This window comes from Priestia taiwanensis (genome assembly GCF_014638355.1).
Taxonomy (GTDB): Bacteria; Bacillota; Bacilli; order Bacillales; family Bacillaceae_G; genus Priestia_D; species Priestia_D taiwanensis.
The window spans coordinates 107672-126207 of sequence record NZ_BMFK01000004.1 but is presented as its reverse complement, the minus strand read 5'-3'; the positions used below and the strand labels follow the sequence as shown (position 1 = coordinate 126207).

16 protein-coding genes and 1 pseudogene are annotated in these 18536 nt (G+C 37.4%); 13 read left to right on the top strand and 4 right to left on the bottom strand.

Going from position 1 to position 18536, the window contains the following annotated elements:
* Positions 1-13 precede the first annotated feature (13 nt).
* The 5 genes from IEV41_RS16665 (at position 14) to IEV41_RS16645 (ending at position 5067) form a co-directional block, all read left to right on the top strand.
* The gene (locus tag IEV41_RS16665; RefSeq protein WP_188389636.1) at positions 14-1024 is read left to right on the top strand and encodes a siderophore ABC transporter substrate-binding protein; all 1011 of its coding nucleotides are present in this window, start codon (positions 14-16) and stop codon (positions 1022-1024) included.
* A 19-nt stretch (positions 1025-1043) separates the two neighbouring features.
* Positions 1044-2057 (top strand): ABC transporter permease, encoded by a 1014-nt coding sequence (locus IEV41_RS16660; RefSeq protein ID WP_188389635.1) that lies wholly within the window; start codon positions 1044-1046, stop codon positions 2055-2057.
* Positions 2057-3121, top strand: a complete 1065-nt coding sequence (locus tag IEV41_RS16655) for an iron chelate uptake ABC transporter family permease subunit (protein WP_188389634.1) — start codon at positions 2057-2059, stop codon at positions 3119-3121. The genes IEV41_RS16660 and IEV41_RS16655 overlap by 1 nt, the downstream gene beginning before the upstream one ends.
* A complete protein-coding gene (fatE, locus tag IEV41_RS16650) occupies positions 3118-3870 on the top strand; it encodes a petrobactin ABC transporter ATP-binding protein FatE (protein ID WP_188389633.1) in 753 nt (250 codons plus the stop codon). Before IEV41_RS16655 ends, fatE begins: the two co-directional genes overlap by 4 nt.
* A 567-nt stretch (positions 3871-4437) precedes the next feature.
* On the top strand, positions 4438-5067 hold the full coding sequence (locus IEV41_RS16645; RefSeq protein ID WP_188389632.1) for an Ltp family lipoprotein: 630 nt from the start codon (positions 4438-4440) through the stop codon (positions 5065-5067).
* Between the two features lie 1286 nt (positions 5068-6353).
* On the opposite strand, the gene blaI is transcribed toward IEV41_RS16645, so the two are convergent.
* Together blaI and IEV41_RS16635 are read right to left on the bottom strand one after the other, a co-directional pair.
* On the bottom strand, positions 6354-6734 hold the full coding sequence (blaI, locus tag IEV41_RS16640; RefSeq protein WP_188389631.1) for a penicillinase repressor BlaI: 381 nt from the start codon (positions 6732-6734) through the stop codon (positions 6354-6356).
* Between the two features lie 20 nt (positions 6735-6754).
* Complete coding sequence (locus tag IEV41_RS16635) at positions 6755-8524, bottom strand: BlaR1 family beta-lactam sensor/signal transducer (RefSeq protein ID WP_188389729.1); 1770 nt, start codon at positions 8522-8524, stop codon at positions 6755-6757.
* A 217-nt stretch (positions 8525-8741) separates the two neighbouring features.
* Between IEV41_RS16635 and bla the strand changes: the two genes are divergently transcribed.
* The 4 genes from bla to yidC all read left to right on the top strand — a co-directional run bounded on the left by bla (position 8742) and on the right by yidC (position 12152).
* Positions 8742-9674, top strand: coding sequence for a class A beta-lactamase (gene bla, locus IEV41_RS16630; RefSeq protein ID WP_188389630.1), 933 nt, complete (start codon positions 8742-8744; stop codon positions 9672-9674).
* Positions 9675-10127: 453 nt separating this feature from the next.
* Positions 10128-10973, top strand: a complete 846-nt coding sequence (locus IEV41_RS16625; protein ID WP_188389629.1) for an AraC family transcriptional regulator — start codon at positions 10128-10130, stop codon at positions 10971-10973.
* Positions 10974-11064: 91 nt separating this feature from the next.
* Entirely contained in the window at positions 11065-11433 is a 369-nt protein-coding gene (locus tag IEV41_RS16620) for a hypothetical protein (RefSeq protein ID WP_188389628.1), read from the top strand.
* Positions 11385-12152, top strand: a complete 768-nt coding sequence (gene yidC / locus IEV41_RS16615) for a membrane protein insertase YidC (RefSeq protein ID WP_229722276.1) — start codon at positions 11385-11387, stop codon at positions 12150-12152. The genes IEV41_RS16620 and yidC overlap by 49 nt, the downstream gene beginning before the upstream one ends.
* Before the next feature lie 157 nt (positions 12153-12309).
* Here yidC and IEV41_RS20415 read toward each other — a convergent pair.
* Positions 12310-13470 (bottom strand): annotated as a pseudogene (locus IEV41_RS20415) (BclA C-terminal domain-containing protein); the annotation flags it as partial.
* Between the two features lie 662 nt (positions 13471-14132).
* Complete coding sequence (locus IEV41_RS16605; RefSeq protein WP_188389626.1) at positions 14133-14282, bottom strand: hypothetical protein; 150 nt, start codon at positions 14280-14282, stop codon at positions 14133-14135.
* 301 nt (positions 14283-14583) lie between these two features.
* Here IEV41_RS16605 and IEV41_RS16600 point away from each other — a divergent pair, with 301 nt between their 5' ends.
* The 4 genes from IEV41_RS16600 to IEV41_RS16585 all read left to right on the top strand — a co-directional run bounded on the left by IEV41_RS16600 (position 14584) and on the right by IEV41_RS16585 (position 18533).
* Entirely contained in the window at positions 14584-15261 is a 678-nt protein-coding gene (locus IEV41_RS16600) for a response regulator transcription factor (protein WP_188389625.1), read from the top strand.
* Positions 15258-16637 (top strand): sensor histidine kinase, encoded by a 1380-nt coding sequence (locus tag IEV41_RS16595; protein ID WP_188389624.1) that lies wholly within the window; start codon positions 15258-15260, stop codon positions 16635-16637. Before IEV41_RS16600 ends, IEV41_RS16595 begins: the two co-directional genes overlap by 4 nt.
* Before the next feature lie 130 nt (positions 16638-16767).
* On the top strand, positions 16768-17859 hold the full coding sequence (locus IEV41_RS16590; RefSeq protein ID WP_188389623.1) for an ABC transporter permease: 1092 nt from the start codon (positions 16768-16770) through the stop codon (positions 17857-17859).
* Positions 17856-18533, top strand: a complete 678-nt coding sequence (locus tag IEV41_RS16585; protein ID WP_188389622.1) for an ABC transporter ATP-binding protein — start codon at positions 17856-17858, stop codon at positions 18531-18533. The genes IEV41_RS16590 and IEV41_RS16585 overlap by 4 nt, the downstream gene beginning before the upstream one ends.
* The last annotated feature ends 3 nt before the right edge of the window (positions 18534-18536 follow it).

The window sequence follows — 18536 nt, the reverse complement described above, 5'->3', positions numbered from 1 at the left end:
AAGGGGTATAGGTATGAAAAAATCTCTGTCTTTAAAGTTAGCAGGTCTTCTAGCAGTTTCGGCTTTAATGTTAGGAGCTTGTACAGATTCAAGTAAGGAAACTCAAGCGTCAAAGACTAACGATAGTGAGAAGCCAAAGACGGTTGAAATCAATGATGCTCATGGAACTGTTTCTGTTCCTGTAAATCCAAAGAATGTCGTTGCTTTGGATAGTAGAACGTTTGAAACGTTAGCTGATTGGGACATTAAATTAGCGGCTGCTCCAAAAGATATCATGCCTGCTGATTCAGTATATGCAAAGGATGATTCAGTTAAAAATATTGGAAACCACCGCGAACCAAATCTTGAAATTCTAGCAGCGGCAAACCCTGAACTTGTAATCATCGGTCAACGATTTGGTGACCGTTACGAAGAAATCAAAAAATTAGTGCCAAAAGCAACTGTTATTGATCTTAATTTTGATGTTTCGAAAGAATCTGCTACGCCTGGGAAAAACTTAGTAGATGGACTTAAAAATTCTACAATTGCTTTAGGCAAAATTTTTGATAAAAATGATGAAGCGAAAAAAATGGTAGCTGATTTTGATAAAGCGATTGCAGATACAAAATCTGCTTATAATGGAAAAGATACAATTATGAGTGTTATCGTTACTGGTGGAGATATTGGTTTCGCAGCTCCTAAGTCTGGACGTGTTTGGGGACCAATGTATGAAATCTTCGGTTGGGTTCCAGCATTAGAAGTTGCCGATTCTACTGCAGGTCATAAAGGTGATGAAGTTTCTGTTGAAGCTATTGCACAAAAAAACCCTGATTGGCTTTTCGTACTAGATCGTGATGCAGCAACATCTGACGCAGCTACGTCACCTCCTGCTAAGGATGTTATTGCTAACTCACCTGCTCTTCAAAAGACAACTGCTGTTTCTAAAAATCAAATTGTTTATGCACCAGCGGATACTTACACAAATGAATCAATTCAAACTTATATAGAGTTATTTGGAAATCTTGCAAAAACTTTAACTAAGTAGTGTAAAGGAGTACACAATAGTGCCAAAAAATATCATTTCTAGGGTTGAGAATTTTTCTCAACCCCAGTTTTATACCCACAATAAAATATGGACAAAACCTTTTATAATAGCGCTTTTAGTTGTTATTAGTTTAGGCGTTCTATCACTGTTTACTGGCGTTTATGATATACGCGGACAAGAGGACGGAATGGAGATGTTCTTCATCACTCGTGTTCCGAGAACCGTTGCATTAATGCTTACTGGAGCTGCAATGGCAATGGCAGGACTCGTCATGCAACTGATTACACAGAATCGTTTTGTCGAACCTACTACAACAGGGACGATTGAATGGTCAGGTTTAGGGCTACTTCTTGTGTATATATTAGTCCCTGCCCCGACTTTGGTTCAAAGAATGACTGGTGCAATCATTTTTTCTTTTATAGGAACGATGATTTTCTTTTTCTTTTTACGAAGAGTGAAACTTCGTTCGTCTTTAATTGTCCCAATTATTGGATTGATGCTTGGAGCAGTTATTTCTGCCGTGTCCACTTTTACGGGACTCCTTTTTCAAATGTCGCAAAGTATTGAAACGTGGTTTGTAGGTTCATTTGCTGCCGTTCAGGTGGGAAGATATGAATATTTATGGCTAATTGTTATCATTACTGTGCTTATTTTCATTTATGCTAATAGATTGACTTTAGCTGGACTAGGGGAAGATGTCGCAACAAGCCTTGGTGTTAATTATAATAGGATTGTTCTTTTTGGGACCGCCCTTATTTCTGTTGCAGTTGGGATTGTTGCAGCTGTTATTGGAAACTTACCTTTCTTAGGATTAATTGTTCCGAACATTGTTTCCATGTTTAGAGGGGATGATCTTAGGAGTAATTTACCGTGGGTATGTGTGATAGGAATGGGGACAATAACTGCTTGTGACATCATTTCTCGAACAATTATCATGCCTTTTGAAGTACCTGTCTCTTTAATACTTGGAACAATAGGAGCGGTCGTATTTATTACTATTTTATTAAAACAAAGAAAAACAAGGAGGCTGTGATGACCACATTAGCATATAGAAATAAAGAAAATGTCGAAATCGATTCTAGCCTTCATCATAGAAATAGGTCAGCTAGGGCTTTTCGTTCGAAGAAGGAAGAAAGACGTTATTGGATTTTACTACTAACATTCATTGCTTTAGGTGTCCTTTCTACCTACGGACTTTTAGTTTATAACAATCCAGTTCCGATAGATTCCCCTTCTTTTATCCCAGTTGTTGAAAGAAGGATAGTAGCTGTTGTTTCAATGCTTATTGCCGCAGTTTGCCATAGCTTGTCGACTGTTGCTTTCCAATCTATTACGAATAATAGGATTATAACTCCTTCGCTTTTAGGTTTTGAATCACTTTATTCAACCATTCAGACGAGCACAATATTCTTCTTTGGTGCTAGTGCATTGGTAAGTTTTAGTGGAATCGGACCATTTTTATTTCAAGTTTTTCTTATGATTTTAATGAGTTTGATCCTTTATGGATGGTTACTTTCTGGTAAATACGGGAATTTCCAACTTATGCTTTTAGTTGGAATTATTATTGGTACTGGGCTAAATTCTGTGTCCACTTTCATGAGAAAACTACTTGCGCCTTCGGAATTTGATCTTTTACAAGCAAGGTTATTTGGTTCTGTTAATAATGCAGATTCTGCATATTTTCCTGTTGTAATTCCTATGGTCATACTTGTAGCATTATTACTGTTTGCTCATTCTAAGAATTTAAATCTATTGTCACTAGGAAAGGATGTTTCTACTTCTGTTGGAGTTAAATATCAACCTAGTGTCATTTATACGCTTATATTAGTTGCTATTTTGATGTCCATTTCAACAGCTTTAATTGGACCACTTACGTTCTACGGCTTTTTAGTAGCAACTTTGAGCTATCAGGCGGCATCAACTTATGATCATCGATATATTTTCCCGATGGCTCTTGCTATAGGGTTTTTGATATTAACGAGTGCATACTTTTTAATGTATCATGTATTCAATGCTCAAGGTGTCGTTTCAGTTATTATTGAATTATTTGGTGGAGTAATATTCTTAATTATAATTTTAAGGAAGAGGGCTTTATGATAAAAATTGCTAATGTTAAAAAGTTCTATACTGATAAGGTGAAAATAGGACCTTTGGATATTGAAATACCAAAAGCAGGTTTTACTTCTTTAATTGGACCGAATGGCGCTGGAAAGTCCACGACACTTTTGATGATTGGAAGACTCTTAGATTTGGATGAAGGTCAAATTCAAGTAGCAAATATGGATGTTTCTGCATCTAAATCAAAAGACTTAGCAAAAATTTTGACGATATTGCGACAAGAAAATCATTTTGTAACGAGGCTTACGATTAGACAACTAGTTGGATTTGGACGCTTTCCTTATTCAAAGGGAAGATTGACGAAAGAGGATGAGAGTATTATCTCGAAATATATCGATTTCTTACACTTAACTGATTTAGAGAATAGATATTTAGATGAGCTTTCTGGTGGTCAAAGACAAAGGGCATATGTAGCGATGGTATTGTGCCAAGAGACTGAGTATGTCCTTTTGGACGAGCCCCTGAACAACCTTGATGTTGCTCGTTCTGTTCAAATGATGGAGCATTTGAGACGTGCAGCTAATGAATTTGGAAGAACAATTGTGACTGTTATGCATGATATAAATTTTGCGGCTAAATATTCTGATAAAATTTGTGCGATGAAAGATGGGCAAATTGCTGCCTTTGGAACGGTAGAAGAGGTTATGGACTCAGAAATTTTGACAGATATTTTTGAAACAAAAATAGAAATTATCGATGGTCCTTATGGCCCAATTGCTGTTTATTAGTTAAAAAAGAAACGGCTCAAAAAATGAGTATGCAAAAAACTAATAGGAAATCAAAGTATATACATACTGCAGCTTACATAGATCATAATAGCTGCCCTAGTTGAAGTTGCTACCTGCATTTTATAGGTAGCAACTTTTTTAAATGCAATTGCCCATGATAATTCTTAATTTTTCTGGCTTGGTTATCGCTCACAATCTAATACAATTGTGTTAGACAAAGTAGGTTTCGTTCATTCTCATATAGGAAGTTATGATGTAATTAAGGTTAGGTAACAGTGGATCTATATTGTTAAAAAGTACTCATTCAGATGAGTATTTTTCAAAAAGAAAAAGCCGCTTCTCTACAAATGACTTCTTCTCATGTACTAGCCACTATTATAATGGGTGGTACCCTGCATCTTAACATTCCAGTACGCACACTTTATATACAAATATTTAACGTTATGTGAACAAAAAATGTATAATTCGTGAAAATTTTCATTCGTTTGGAAAATATGTAATTATACCTATATATTTGTTATAATACAAGTATGATTTCATAAGAGATTTGAAGGGAGATTGAAGCACATGAAAAAGCCGTTTTATAAAAAGTGGTGGGTTTGGTTAATCGCAATCATTATCATCGGCGCGGCCGCAAGTGGTGGTTCTGGAGACGACAAGAAAGACGAAGCTAAACCAGCTGCTACAGAAGCTAAGGACGATAGTACGAAGAAGGAAGAGCCTAAAAAAGAGGATAACGTTCCTGGAGAACATAAGTCTGCTTTGAAAAAAGCTGAATCCTATGCAAAAGCAATGAGCATGTCTAAAGTAGCTATTTCTAAACAGTTAACTTCAGAAAATGGTGAGAAATTTTCTGCTGAGGCTGCTAAATATGCAATGGATAACCTTGAATTTGATTGGAAAGCAAATGCTTTGAAGAAGGCTGAAACGTATTCAGAAACGATGTACATGTCAAAACAAGGGATTTATGACCAACTTATTTCTGAAAACGGTGAAAAATTCACAAAAGAAGAAGCACAGTATGCAATTGACAATATGAAAGCAGATTTTAATAAAAATGCCTTGGAAAAAGCAAAAACGTATCAAGAAACAATGAGCATGTCACCAAAAGCGATAAAAGATCAACTGACTTCTAAACACGGTGAAAAATTCACAAAAGAAGAAGCACAGTATGCAATTGATAATTTAAATAATTAAAAGTAGATTAGTAATAAAAGCTCTGTCCAGATTAGATGGATGGGGCTTTTTACTATAGCAGCGACTAGTTATTCCAGCGCAGGAATTGTTGTTATTACACGTTTTCTTAACGCTTTGAATACTATATAACATGAAAGAGCCATCTATCCAGACGGCTCTTTTCGTTATTTATAGAAGAAATGGTTGTATTTTAACTTTAGCACAATATCATAACTTCATCTATTGGGAAAAAATCTATAGAAACCAATGGAGTGTATTCTAAGATCTATTGCCTATGCAATTGGTATAGCTCAGTATCCAGAAAGTTCTTGGGATGGCGTTAATTATAGTATGAAGGACAGTGAGGGAGCCCATGGAACAATTACTTTTCATCCAAAATATTGTATTGCTACATTCCAAGATTTAAATAGTGAGTGATATCAAGGGCTAAGAGAAGTAGTAGACCATATAAGATTTGCATCAGATGGGTCTATACAAGTAGTGAAAGAAGGGGCTTTCTTATATCTACTGGGTGATGTAGAAGGGGAGACAGTATCTGTTGTGACTACTACATTTTGGATAGAAAATAATGAGACATACTCTATTCAGAATCTTAGATATAACTAGGTTTCTCTCGCTATCATTGGTAAATAAGCATAACCCTGACGCTCCCCATAAACAAATCATAGATGATGACGCAATAGCAGATACCTTTTTAAAATTTTCCACACTTTAATTTCTTAATATTCAGTAAATAAAGATGTTATAATAATTAAAAGTGAATGGAAGGAGTGATATGTTTTGTATTTAAGTAACATAATACTTTTTTTCGTCATGTGTTTAATAGCATTATCATCTATAAAGTTATTCGATACAGAGTTAGCTCAAAATTTTTCAATAATAATTGGATTAGGATTAAGTATTTTATTAAGCACAAAATACTTAAATAAAATGAAAATAAATCTCTATTTTGGAATTTTTATTATAGTATTATTTATCGCAACTATAATTTATATTTTTTAAGAATTGTCTACTAATGAATAGGTTATTCTTTAATAAATAACATAATAAAGCATTCTCGGAAGTTAGCAAAAAGGGCAAACCGTTGATACATAGGGGTTTGGCTTTTTTCTGTTTTTTCTCTACTATGTAGAATTTTATACATCGTTAATCCAACAAGTTTTTAACTCTTTGATTTACTCGTTATTTCCCAGCTTTTCTGTATTAACCTTTATATGAGAAAGATATCTCTTCTATTTTAACCGAAAAAAGGCGATTTGAGAAAATTCAAATCGCCTTTTTTAATCTTATTTTTTAGGTTTCTTATCTAACATAAATCGTAGTTCATTAATATCATCATCAGATAGGTTATCTTCTTGGATGAATTGGGTAAGCATTGATTTTAGGGTTCCTCCGTAGATACGCTTAATAAATGATTTAGCCTCTGCGCGTTGGCATTCTTCTTGTGTATAGAGAGGATAGAAGGTGTAAACCCTTAGATCTTTATTAACTCCTACTACATCTTTTTGAACTAATCGATCCAGAAGAGTACGTATCGTTTTCGGCTTCCAATCCGTACTTTCCTGTAAGGTAAGTATGATGTCATTTGCTGTTTGAGGAGACTTGTCCCAAAGGACGTTCATAATTTCCCATTCTGATTCTGATATATTAGGAATGTTTTTCTCCATCGTTATCTCCTCCATTGTCTTTAATAGATTCCTAAATCTTTTAAAATTGATAAAGTAATTTCCGCAGCCTTACTTCCAGAGGCATCGTCTTCATTTTGTATATTGGTAGCAAAGAAATAAGTATTGTCTTCTGTCTCTACATACCCGATAAACCAACCATTTAGGTTTTTTCCATTCACTGTACCTGTACCTGTTTTTCCTGATAGGTGAGTTTCTCCCTTTTTTTCTAAGAGCAATGCTTCTTTAACAGCTTGGATATGACTTTCCTTATATTCTAATTGATTGTTATAAAAGGATTGCAATAGTTGCACTTGCTCGATTGGAGAAATCTTCAATGAGGATTCGTGCCAGAATTCACTTAATCCTCCAGACATATCTGTGTTTCCATAGGTTAGGTCTCGCAGATGAGATTGTATTGTTTCAAGTCCTGTCCTACGATCTAGTTCTTGGAAATACCAATTTACTGATTTTTTTAACGCAGATGAGACATCTTGATCCATATTCCAAGCGTCATAAGGTTGCTCCGTACCATTCCATGAAAGAGTGGATTCTTCGGGTGATATTACATTTGATTCTAGTGCAAATAAGGCGCTATAGATTTTGTATGTGGAATCAGGTGATACGCGTAACGTACTTCTCTCTTCGTTATACATACTATATTGGTTTGCATCCGAATTATATAGAACAAAGCTTCCCTCATAGCCTTTAAAGAATGGATGTAAATCCTCATAGATTGTTCCTTCATGATGAAAATAATATGGATCGTTCTCCGTTGAAAATGCGGAAATGACAGGTAATTGCATTGTTAAAATGATACTGGCTAATCCATAAATAAAGACGCTTTGTCTTCGTGATTTCTTTACCCCAGGTTGATAGGTAGAAATTTGTTCAATTCGTTTTTTGATTTGACCTTTGGAACCATTTATTTGTGTTACTAATGGTAGCCTTGATTGTTTTGAAAGGTCTACAAAATTAATGAGTGTATGCCCATATTCATTAACAGAATGATCATCTAGTAAATGTAAAACAGATGTGTCACATGCGATTTCTCTATCTAATCTCATTTCTCTAAAAGCAAACCAGACAAGAGGATTAAACCAATAAACGATTTGATAGAACAATATTACGTAATTTGTCAGCAAATCCTTATTTTTATAGTGACTCAGTTCATGAAGAAAAATATACTCGTAATGTTTTAAGCTGAGCCAGTGTTCATGCTGCGAAGGCAAGACGATATATGGTTGAAAAAGTCCGAATATCATTGGAGATTGGACTCTGTTGGAAGTGACAATTTGTATCGATTTTTTAATTTGTAGCTTTTCCTTACATTCTTCGAAAACTGCCAGAACTTCTTGATTAGAAAGCGCACGAGAATACTTCTTTATCGCTCTAAGCTTCATCCATCCACGAATTGTAGTAAAAGTAAAAAATAGTGAACCAGCTATCCATAACCCCATGACTCCTATATTAAGTAAAGATAGGTCTAACCGATTGACAGATACAGAAAAGTCTTGTATCGCATGTAGACTTTGTATCACATTATTTTTGTTTGTTTCTATATCAGAACTAAATGCATTAGCCTGATATGTACCGCCACCACTAAAAAGAGAATAAAAATTATATAGATGAGTAGGTAGGAATGGAATCGCTAAAGTGATAAAAAGAAACATCCACAAATGATAGTGCCATTTGGCTGTTAGTTGTCTTCCGAACCATTTTCGTATAAGTAGAATAACAGCAATAGAAAAGGAGGATACCAATAAGCCAATTATAAAATAAGTTAAAAACATATCTATCAACCTCAACTCTCTTAAATTTTAGAAAAGTAGATAGCATACAGTAGCTTGATGATAAAAAATAAAGAGTTGACTCAACTTGACTACATATGTAATACTATACTACAGATGTAGTTGGACTACAAAAGTAATCCAGTTAACTTCCTTGAAAAAGGATACTTTTTCACTTTGTACATAAGAGTCTAATCTACTAATTAGGAGGTTTTATATCATGAAAAAAAGAAGGTTTTATCAAATGGTAGCACCGGTAGGCTTGATGTTTATGCTTGTAGGGTGCTCAGATGGGCCAAAACAGATTGTTCAACAAGTAGAAGCAGAGGCTAACCAATCGTCAGAAAGTAGCATGACAAAAGAAAACATAGTGGAGAAATTTGAACAACTTGAGAAGGAATATGATGCAAAGCTTGGGGTCTATGCTATTGATACAGGGACAAAAGAAACTGTGGAATTTCGTGAGGATGAACGATTTGCGTACACCTCTACATTTAAAGCGTTAGCTGGAGCTGTTTTATTAAAGCAAAAGCCACTATCAGCGCTTGAGGAAGTAAGGATATTCACTGATGAAGATATTGTTACCTATTCTCCAGTTACAGAAAAATTTGTGAACAAAGGGATGAGTTTAGGGAAGATAGCAGAAGCAGCGATACAGTATAGTGATAATACGGCTGGAAATCTTTTGTTTGAAGAATTGGGTGGACCACGTGGATTTGAAAAAGCGTTACGAGAAATTGGTGATACGACTACAATGGCTAATCGTATTGAACCAGATTTAAATGAAGCGACTCCTGGAGATTTACGCGATACAAGTACTCCTAAAGCACTTGCAACTACCCTTGAGGTATTTGGAACTGGTGATTACCTTTCTGCTGATAAGCAAGAAATTTTCACAAACTGGTTAAAAGGGAATACGACAGGTGATGCTCTTATTCGAGCTGGTGTACCAAAAGATTGGGTGGTTGGAGATAAGACTGGAGCTGGTGGATATGGAACGCGAAATGATATCGCAATTGTGTGGCCACCAAATCGAGAGCCAATTATTATTGCGGTTATGTCAAGTCGCAAGGAAGCGAATGCAAGCTTTAATAATGAGCTCATCGCACAAGCTACAAAAGTAATTAGTCAGGCGTTTTCTACTAACAAATAGATTTTAGTTTTGTATTTTTAAGTGAAGTTTTCATATCAAATTGATTGCATACCTGTCTTCAAATCAGAATGGTGTTAAATATATATTTTTAGGTAGTTTGGGAGGTGTGAGTTCTGTGTTGTATAAGACTCATGCCTTTTAATTTGGTCGTTATTGTAGTAGTGAATATATTGTTCCAATTCAGTTTTAGACGGGTATTCTTGAACGTTCAACAAGGAATATGAACTTGTGAAAAAAGCATAGTCATACTATTTAGGGAATAAGTCATCTTTCTTTGTAAGTTTTTAGGAGAACTTCATTGGAATAACAATTTTATAACGTTCTAGCTTCTGAAATGTAAGGTTGTGGCTTTTTCTTATGCAGAATATAAATGAAGCCGACTAGAATGAGCATGAAAAGTCGGGTATAATGTGTTTTTCCTTGTTATGTTAGAAGTGAAAGGGCGGTGGAATAATGTATATGCTAAAAGGAATGAATGAAGCCTTACATTATATTGAAGAGAATTTAGATGGCAAGATTGACTTGAAGGAAGTAGCGAAAAGAGCATTTTGTTCAGAGTATCATTTCAAACGATTGTTTTCTCTATTGTCGGGTATTACGATATCAGAGTACATTCGTAGGCGTCGTCTAACAGTTGCAGCTTTGGAACTGAAGGATACTTCTGCGAGAGTGATTGATATAGCAATTAAATATGGATACCATTCTCCAGATGCTTTTTCAAGAGCTTTTCAAGGTTTTCATGGAGCTACACCTTCTTTAGCAAGGAATCCAGAGCAAAGCTTGAAAGCATATCCAAGAATGGCCTTTCAATTAACTATTCAAGGAGGAGTCGAAATGAAGTATCGTATTGTTGAAAAAGAAGCATTTAACATAGTGGGAGTTAAGTATGAAGTGGAAATGGTGGATGAAATTCTTACACCAGCCTATGAAGAGATGCTAACGGCTATTAGTGATAAAACAATGAAAGAATTAGCATCCTTATCGGATAAAGAACCTTATGGTATTGTTCATGCATCTGTTAATTACGAGGAAGATGAGAAAGGAAGAGCAACATTCAATCAATATATAGGAGCGGTCATGACAAAAGAAGTGTTAGGTGCATATTCTTCGTTAGAAGTCCCTTCCTTGTTGTGGGCTATTTTTGAAGTAGATGGAGAGTGGACACAAGTAGAAGAACAATGGCAACGAATATATTCAGAGTGGTTACCATCATCTTCTTATGAGCTGGCAGAAGGTCCTGAAATTCTAGCTAGTCAAGATCAAAAAAGTGAAATTTGGATTTGTATTAAAAAGAAATAAGGTTACTTCATGGTTATAACCGGTTGGTTATATAGATGTTTATTGGTATAATAACAATAAGATAAATTTACTTGTAAGGAGGTGAATAAGTGTGTTTTTCGATTTGTTGAATGATATGTTAATTAGTTCTTCGATGTTCTATATGTATCTAAGTTTGCTTCTTGTTGTTATTGGAATGAGCTACATGTTTCGTTTACAACAACGAAATTGGGTATTGCAGGCGCAATTCTATGTAAATAAGCATACAAACATGAAGATTAATAGAGCGTGTATAGAAATACCACGTTCCAAGCATGAATCTGTCATGGAATGGATTACGCTCATCTTCAAGCGAATAGATGAACGTGATGATAAAGAAGCCGATACATCTTCTTATTTTAACCAGATTGTTAAAATAAGAGGAGGAAGAACGTGTTTAAAAACAACTTATTCACCACGTTTAGAAAATATAGTATTTTAATAGTAGCTTTACTTATGCTTGGAGGCTGTACAACAACTTCCATTGACTCTTCATCGACAGGTTTTTTTGATGCATATTTTGTTTATCCAATCGAATTTTTGATGAAGCAAATTGCTTATGTATTTCATGATAATTACGGGCTTGGGATTGTTGGAATTACGATTATTATTCGTTTGTTACTTCTCCCATTTGCGATTAAACAAGCAAAAAACGGGAAGATAATGAAAGAGAAAATGGCAGTTATGAAACCAGAGATGGATGCGATTCAACAAAAGTATAAAGCAGCTAAGAGTATGGAAAGTCAAGCGAAGATGCAGCGTGAACTTAGTGACGTATATAAGAAGCATGACTATAACCCGATGAATATGGTGGCGGGGTGCTTACCGTTGTTAGCACAAATGCCGATTTTAACAGCTCTTTATTATGCGATTAGACAAACACCAGAAATAGCAAATGCATCGTTTCTTTGGTTTAACTTAGGAGCGGTGGATCTTACCCTTCTTGTGATAACAGTGGTGATTTACTATATTCAGGTAAAAGTTAGTTTGATAGATATGGAAGAAGCACAACGGAAACAAATGACATTAATGAGTTACATTTCACCTATCATGATCGGATTTATGTGTTTTCATGCACCATCGGCTTTAGCGCTATATTGGTGTGTTGGAGGAATATTTGTTATTGCTCAAACAGTTATGGTGAAAAGGTATGTAAAATAGAATGTATAGAAGCATGAACTTGTCTGAGAAGATGAGTTCATGCTTTTTTTGTTGAAGATTATAGAGATAAGTAATGATCTTATTCATAAAAAGCCTGAACCCAACATGTTAAGTGTATCTAAAACGTTGGGTTCAGGTTGTTTATACTACGTGCTTCTTAGCTCAAGCGAATGATATCAAGTGTAGCTCCTGCACCAGCAAGTAGTGTAGCAGCTCCTAATAATCCGAATAGTTGTAATTCAATGGTATCTCCGGCAGTTAGGGTAGCAATAACAGCATTGTTAAAGCTACTTAAACCGAGAATAGCATTAATGTCAGAGGCTGGTAGAAGGGCACCATTTAAAGCAATGCGAGAGCTCACTAGTAATGATGCTGTTGTATTAATGGAGTATTCGATATAGTATGTTCCAGTTTGAGTGATTGTAAATATCGTGTTTGCTCCGTTAACTGTGATACCTGATAGTACTTGGTTAAGAGGAAGTGGGATAGCGGTTCCTCCTAGAACAACAGCAACAACGGTACTAGAGGCGTTAGCAAATGCATGTGTAGCTGTGAGAGATGTTCCAGTTACACCAGTGTCGCCGGTAGCGCCAGTAGGTCCAGTGTCACCGGTAGCACCAGTAGCGCCGGTAGCGCCAGTAGCACCAGTGTCGCCGGTAGCGCCAGTAGGTCCAGTGTCACCAGTAGCACCAGTGTCACCAGTAGCACCAGTAGGTCCAGTGTCGCCGGTAGCGCCAGTAGGTCCAGTGTCACCAGTAGCGCCAGTAGGTCCAGTGTCGCCGGTAGCGCCAGTAGCACCAGTGTCGCCAGTAGCGCCGGTAGCACCAGTAGGTCCAGTGTCGCCGGTAGCGCCGGTAGCGCCGGTAGCGCCAGTAGCACCAGTGTCGCCAGTAGCGCCGGTAGCGCCGGTAGCGCCAGTAGCGCCAGTAGCACCAGTAGCACCAGTGTCGCCAGTAGCGCCGGTAGCGCCAGTAGCACCAGTGTCGCCAGTAGCGCCGGTAGCACCAGTAGGTCCAGTGTCGCCAGTAGCACCAGTAGGTCCTGGAGGTCCTCCTGAAGGTCCGGTAGGTCCAGTGTCGCCAGTGTCGCCGGTAGCGCCGGTAGCACCAGTAGCACCAGTGTCGCCAGTAGGCCCAGTGTCACCGGTAGCGCCGGTAGGTCCAGTGTCACCGGTAGCGCCGGTAGGTCCAGTGTCGCCGGTAGCGCCGGTAGGTCCAGTGTCGCCAGTGTCGCCGGTAGCGCCGGTAGCACCAGTAGGTCCAGTGTCGCCGGTAGCACCAGTAGCGCCGGTAGCGCCAGTAGGTCCAGTGTCACCGGTAGCACCAGTGTCGCCGGTAGCGCCAGTAGGTCCAGTGTCGCCAGTAGCGCCAGTAGAACCGATAGGCCCAGTAGATCCAGCAGCACCGGTTTCTCCGGTAGGTCCTGGAGGTCCTGGAGGTCCAGCAGATCCAGTTCCTGGGGGTCCCGGAGGTCCTGGAGGTCCGATTGGTCCCGGAGGCCCTGGAGGTCCTGGGATAGAGAAGAATGGTAGTGGGAATAAGGAGTCATTTAATTTAAAAATAGTCAATTCATTTCGCTCCTTTCGTTAATAAAACACATATCGTAATATGTGCTTTATATTTAGTAAATGATGTGAAGAGTAAAAAGGTTTTAGTCAAAAGGAACATTTTCGAAATATGATGATTTTTTATAGCTTAATATAGGTATTAAATAGGGACTTTGTACTTTATATAATGGAATAAAGTGGTATATTTTTTAAAGAGAACTAAATTAAATATAAGTGAGATGATGGACAGATCAATATATACCAGTAGGAGTGGCTCCACCTAAATCCAGATTCACGGTCAAACCATCTGCTATATAGAAAATTCCCATCACATAAGCAGCTCTTAAGTTAAGATCCTCGCTGATTGTTACTATTCCAGAGCCAAGTATTGCTCATAGAGTGAGAAACAACGCTACGTTCACGTTTGCCAGTTATTAAGTTTGTTGTAGTTGGGGGAAGTTTGGACGGATAACGAATGATGGGTCGATACCAGGACCAAGGGCAATGCTAATTGCTGCGGTTGTGGAGTAGTTAATGGTCATATCATCCGGTCGCAGGAACAGTAAAATTACCAGTTGTAGCATTAAAAGAAGCATCACTGTAATAAGGGCTTGTTGTGCTCCCGTTAGTTAATTTTGAGCTAGCACTAACGCTTAAAGAAGAAACTATATGCATTATTCTTTTTATTTCTATGTTCGAGATTCTGTGCACATGTCTGTAGCCAAGTAGCTGATGTATAAAAGGAACGAGTAGTTTTTTATAAACGTTAGGATAGCTAAAGAAGCATACACCATTTGTTTATAAAAGAGAAAACTAGACGTATAATGGAAGCGAGATACGAGGCTTCTATTATGGAAGAAGTATATATGCTTTGGGGGAGATAAGATGATACATCTATTAATTGCGGATGATGATATACATATTCGAAAGTTACTGCGTCATTATTTACAACAAGAAGGTTATGTACTGTTTGAAGCAGAAAATGGTGATGTTGCATCGGCCATTTTAGAGAAAGAGCGAATACACTTGGCACTTGTTGATATTATGATGCCATATAAAGATGGGTATGAGTTGTGCGAAGAAATCCGAAAGTACTACGATATTCCTGTTATTATCTTATCAGCGAAAGATCAAATCATTGATAAAGAACGGGGATTTGTCGCGGGAACGGATGATTATTTAGTGAAGCCGTTTGAACCGAAGGAAGTATTATTTCGTGTAAAGGCATTGCTTCGACGATATAAAATGATTAGTTCAGAACAAATTGTTCTACATCATACGGTTATTGATCGAAAAAGCTATGAAGTGAAATGCCATGACCATACAATTATGTTGCCACTAAAGGAATTTACACTACTAGCACAGTTAGCAAGCTATCCTGGGCGTATCTTTACTCGTGAGGAACTAATTGAACTTATTTGGGGAGCAGACTTTGAAGGGGATGTGCGAACGGTGGATGTACATATTAAACGATTACGAGAACGTTTTTCGAAACGAACAGATGACTTCTCGATTGTGACAGTTCGGGGAATGGGCTACAAACTTGAGGTGAGAAAAGTGTGAAGACGCTATATGTACGCTTTGTTGTGATAGTTACGCTTATTATTGTAGTAAGTAGTCTATTAGCATTTGTCATTGCAAATGTATATTATCAAGTGAATTTGAAGTCTTATAATGATAAAAAAATGATGGGGATTGCCAATGAAACAGTGGCATTGTTGGAATCTACACCAGAGTTACAGATGAATGATTACTTCCATACGGTTGCTAACATTGGTTATCAATTATATGTAGAAGATGATTCTGGAAGTGCGGTATTCTATGGAAATGCATTTAAGAACGAGTCGTTAGAGAGTGGCGTTGTAAATGCTGTATTAAATGGTGAAGAATATCATGGTATTGCACAGTACCCGAAGAAGCTATTTATTACAGGTTTTTTTGATAACGAACTGCAAAATACAGTGGGAGTACCATTCCAATACGAGGACAAGAAGTATGCGCTATTTATACGTCCAGATATTGTATTACAGTTTGGTGAGATGCGAATTTTCTTTGCACAGTTGTTAATATGTAGTGTGGCAATAACAATTCTTTTTATTTTCATTGGGACAACGTATATTGTACGACCGATACGGAATTTAACAGCTGCGACGAAGAAGATTGCGGAGGGAGAATATAGTATTCAATTAGATGTAGAACGGAAGGATGAACTTGGTACGTTAGCAACATCTTTCACAAGGATGACGGAAAGTTTGAAGCAGATTGAGGAGATGCGACAAGAATTTATTTCAAACGTATCGCATGAAATCCAGTCGCCGCTTACGTCTATTCAAGGATTCTCTCAAGCATTACGAACGGAAAATTTATCGAATGAAGAGAGAGAACATTATTTATCTATCATTGAAGAGGAAAGTAGACGTTTATCTGTGATGAGTAAACAGTTGTTGGTGCTTTCTTATTTAGATAAAGAGCATAATGTTATCGACATCGATACGTTTAATGTATCTGAGCAGATGAAGCAAGTAATAAGAGCAACGGAATGGTATTGGCGAGAGAAAGAGTTGGCGCTTGAGCTAGAGTTATCCCCAGTGTGGATAAAAGGGAATAAGCAATTCATTTATCAAGTGTGGATGAATCTTCTGTATAACAGCATGAAGTTCACAGAAGCAGGGGGAATGATATCTGTTTCGATATGGGAAGATGAACAAGACATGGTACATGTAGTGATAGAGGATACAGGACAGGGAATTACAGAAGAAGACTTGCCATATATTTTTGAACGTTATTATAAAGGTGATAAATCACGTAAGCGTGAGGGTAGTGGTAGTGGCTTAGGGTTATCGATCGTATACAAGATTGTCCAACTACATAAAGGAAGTGTCATGGTACAAAGTGCTGTAGGAGAGGGAACACGCTTTGAAGTCATACTTCCTTCATAAAAAATAAACGAAAAAAAGAGATAACAACATGTTATCTCTTTTTTTCATTCGTAACATGTTGTTCATATTCTGTTCATCTTCATTCTTTAAGATGACATCAGAGCAGATAAGAAAAAAGGAGATGAACACGATGTTTCTTGCGATACGTGAATTGAAACATGCGAAATTTCGTTATTTATTAATTGGATGTATCATGCTTCTCGTTGCATGGTTAACTTTTATTGTTTCAGGATTAGCGAACGGGCTTGCATTAGATAACGCTTCAGCAATGAAAAATATGAATGGAGACTACTTCGTCTTACAAAAGAGTGCGGAACAAAAGCTAGCACGTTCGTCTATACAGACAAATACACTTGATGAGATACGAAAGGAAGACGGTGTAGAAGAGGCAGTACCACTATCTGTTGCAACGATGTCATTCGTTCCTAATGGAGAAGAGAAAAAGGTAGATGTCACTGTTTTCGGTGTTGAACGAACAAGTATGATTATGCCTGATGATGTGGAAGGATCTAGCATCCAGAATGTAGGGGAACATGAGGCAGTTGTAGATGCTTCTTTGAAGAGGCAAGGTATTGAACTAGGGGATACGTTAATAAACGAAGATTTCGGCATAACATTTACTGTTGTTGGATTTGCAGAAGGGCAAATGTTTAGTCATATGCCGGTTTTATATACAGATACAGAAAGCTTTCAAACGATGATGAAGGAGACAGGAAGGCAGAAAGAGCCTGCATACAATGCGGTAGTTGTAAAAGGGGAAACGTCTATTAGTGAGAGTAATACACATGTAGAAGTGTTGACAAAAGACGGTGCAATGCAAGGGATTCCAGGTTACAAAGAAGAACAAGGATCACTGACGATGATGATTGCATTTCTTCTTATTATTGCGGCATTCATTCAGGCAGTATTCTTCTATGTCATTACATTGCAAAAAACAAATCAATTTGGTGTATTAAAAGCAATCGGAGCTAAAACATCCTATTTAGCAAAAAATTTAATTGGGCAAGTACTATTGTTGGCAACGGTAGCGATTGGAATTAGTATTACATTGACGTTTGGTATTAGTGCTTTATTTCCAGAGAGTATGCCATTCGAATTAGGAATTGACGTCATTATAAAGTATGCGTTGTTGTTGATAGGTGTAGCGGTACTTGGTGCTTTGTTATCCTTACGACGCATTGCCAAAATCGATGCCATTGAAGCTATAGGGAGGGTTGAATGATGAAAGAAAAGTTAGTGCTAGAAAACGTTCAAAAAGTATACGGTCAGGGAGAGAATGCCGTAACAGCATTGCATAATGTATCATTACGTGTGAAGGAAGGAGAATTTGTAGCGGTTGTTGGTCCTTCTGGATCGGGGAAGAGTACGTTTTTATCGATTGCAGGTGCGTTGTTATCACCGACTAGTGGGAGAATTTTTATTAATGAGGAAGATGTGACGAATCTTTCGTCAAAGCAATTGCAACAAGCTAGGCTGCACCATATTGGCTTTGTCTTTCAATCTTCTAACTTAGTTCCGTATTTGTCTGTAATAGATCAGCTATTACTTATACCGAAGCTAGCCGGAACAGAAACAGCACAAGTGGAGGAGAAAGCCAAGGGATTGTTGACTCGCCTTGGCTTACGTGATCGAATGAATCATTATCCGGAGAAGTTATCTGGTGGAGAACGTCAGCGTGTTGCGATAGCACGTGCTTTTATGAATGATCCGGAAATTATTTTAGCAGATGAACCGACAGCTAGCCTTGATTCGAAGCGTGGTCGAGATGTTGCAGCGATGTTAGCACATGAAGTGAAGTCCCGCGGGAAAGCTGCGGTAATGGTAACGCATGATGAACGTATATTAGATCTGTGCGATCGTATTGTGTATATGAAAGATGGAACATTAGTAGAATAAGGT

What these genes read in the sequence shown, in the direction of transcription:
- IEV41_RS16665 (WP_188389636.1), top strand. Translation starts at nt 14, where the DNA reads ATGAAAAAATCTCTGTCTTTAAAGTTAGCAGGTCTTCTAGCAGTTTCG.
- IEV41_RS16655 (WP_188389634.1), top strand. Translation starts at nt 2,057, where the DNA reads ATGACCACATTAGCATATAGAAATAAAGAAAATGTCGAAATCGATTCT.
- fatE (WP_188389633.1), top strand. Translation starts at nt 3,118, where the DNA reads ATGATAAAAATTGCTAATGTTAAAAAGTTCTATACTGATAAGGTGAAA.
- IEV41_RS16645 (WP_188389632.1), top strand. Translation starts at nt 4,438, where the DNA reads ATGAAAAAGCCGTTTTATAAAAAGTGGTGGGTTTGGTTAATCGCAATC.
- blaI (WP_188389631.1), bottom strand. Translation starts at nt 6,734, where the DNA reads ATGGAGAAAAACATTCCTAATATATCAGAATCAGAATGGGAAATTATG.
- IEV41_RS16635 (WP_188389729.1), bottom strand. Translation starts at nt 8,524, where the DNA reads ATGTTTTTAACTTATTTTATAATTGGCTTATTGGTATCCTCCTTTTCT.
- bla (WP_188389630.1), top strand. Translation starts at nt 8,742, where the DNA reads ATGAAAAAAAGAAGGTTTTATCAAATGGTAGCACCGGTAGGCTTGATG.
- IEV41_RS16625 (WP_188389629.1), top strand. Translation starts at nt 10,128, where the DNA reads ATGTATATGCTAAAAGGAATGAATGAAGCCTTACATTATATTGAAGAG.
- IEV41_RS16605 (WP_188389626.1), bottom strand. Translation starts at nt 14,282, where the DNA reads ATGCTACAACTGGTAATTTTACTGTTCCTGCGACCGGATGATATGACC.
- IEV41_RS16600 (WP_188389625.1), top strand. Translation starts at nt 14,584, where the DNA reads ATGATACATCTATTAATTGCGGATGATGATATACATATTCGAAAGTTA.
- IEV41_RS16590 (WP_188389623.1), top strand. Translation starts at nt 16,768, where the DNA reads ATGTTTCTTGCGATACGTGAATTGAAACATGCGAAATTTCGTTATTTA.
- IEV41_RS16585 (WP_188389622.1), top strand. Translation starts at nt 17,856, where the DNA reads ATGATGAAAGAAAAGTTAGTGCTAGAAAACGTTCAAAAAGTATACGGT.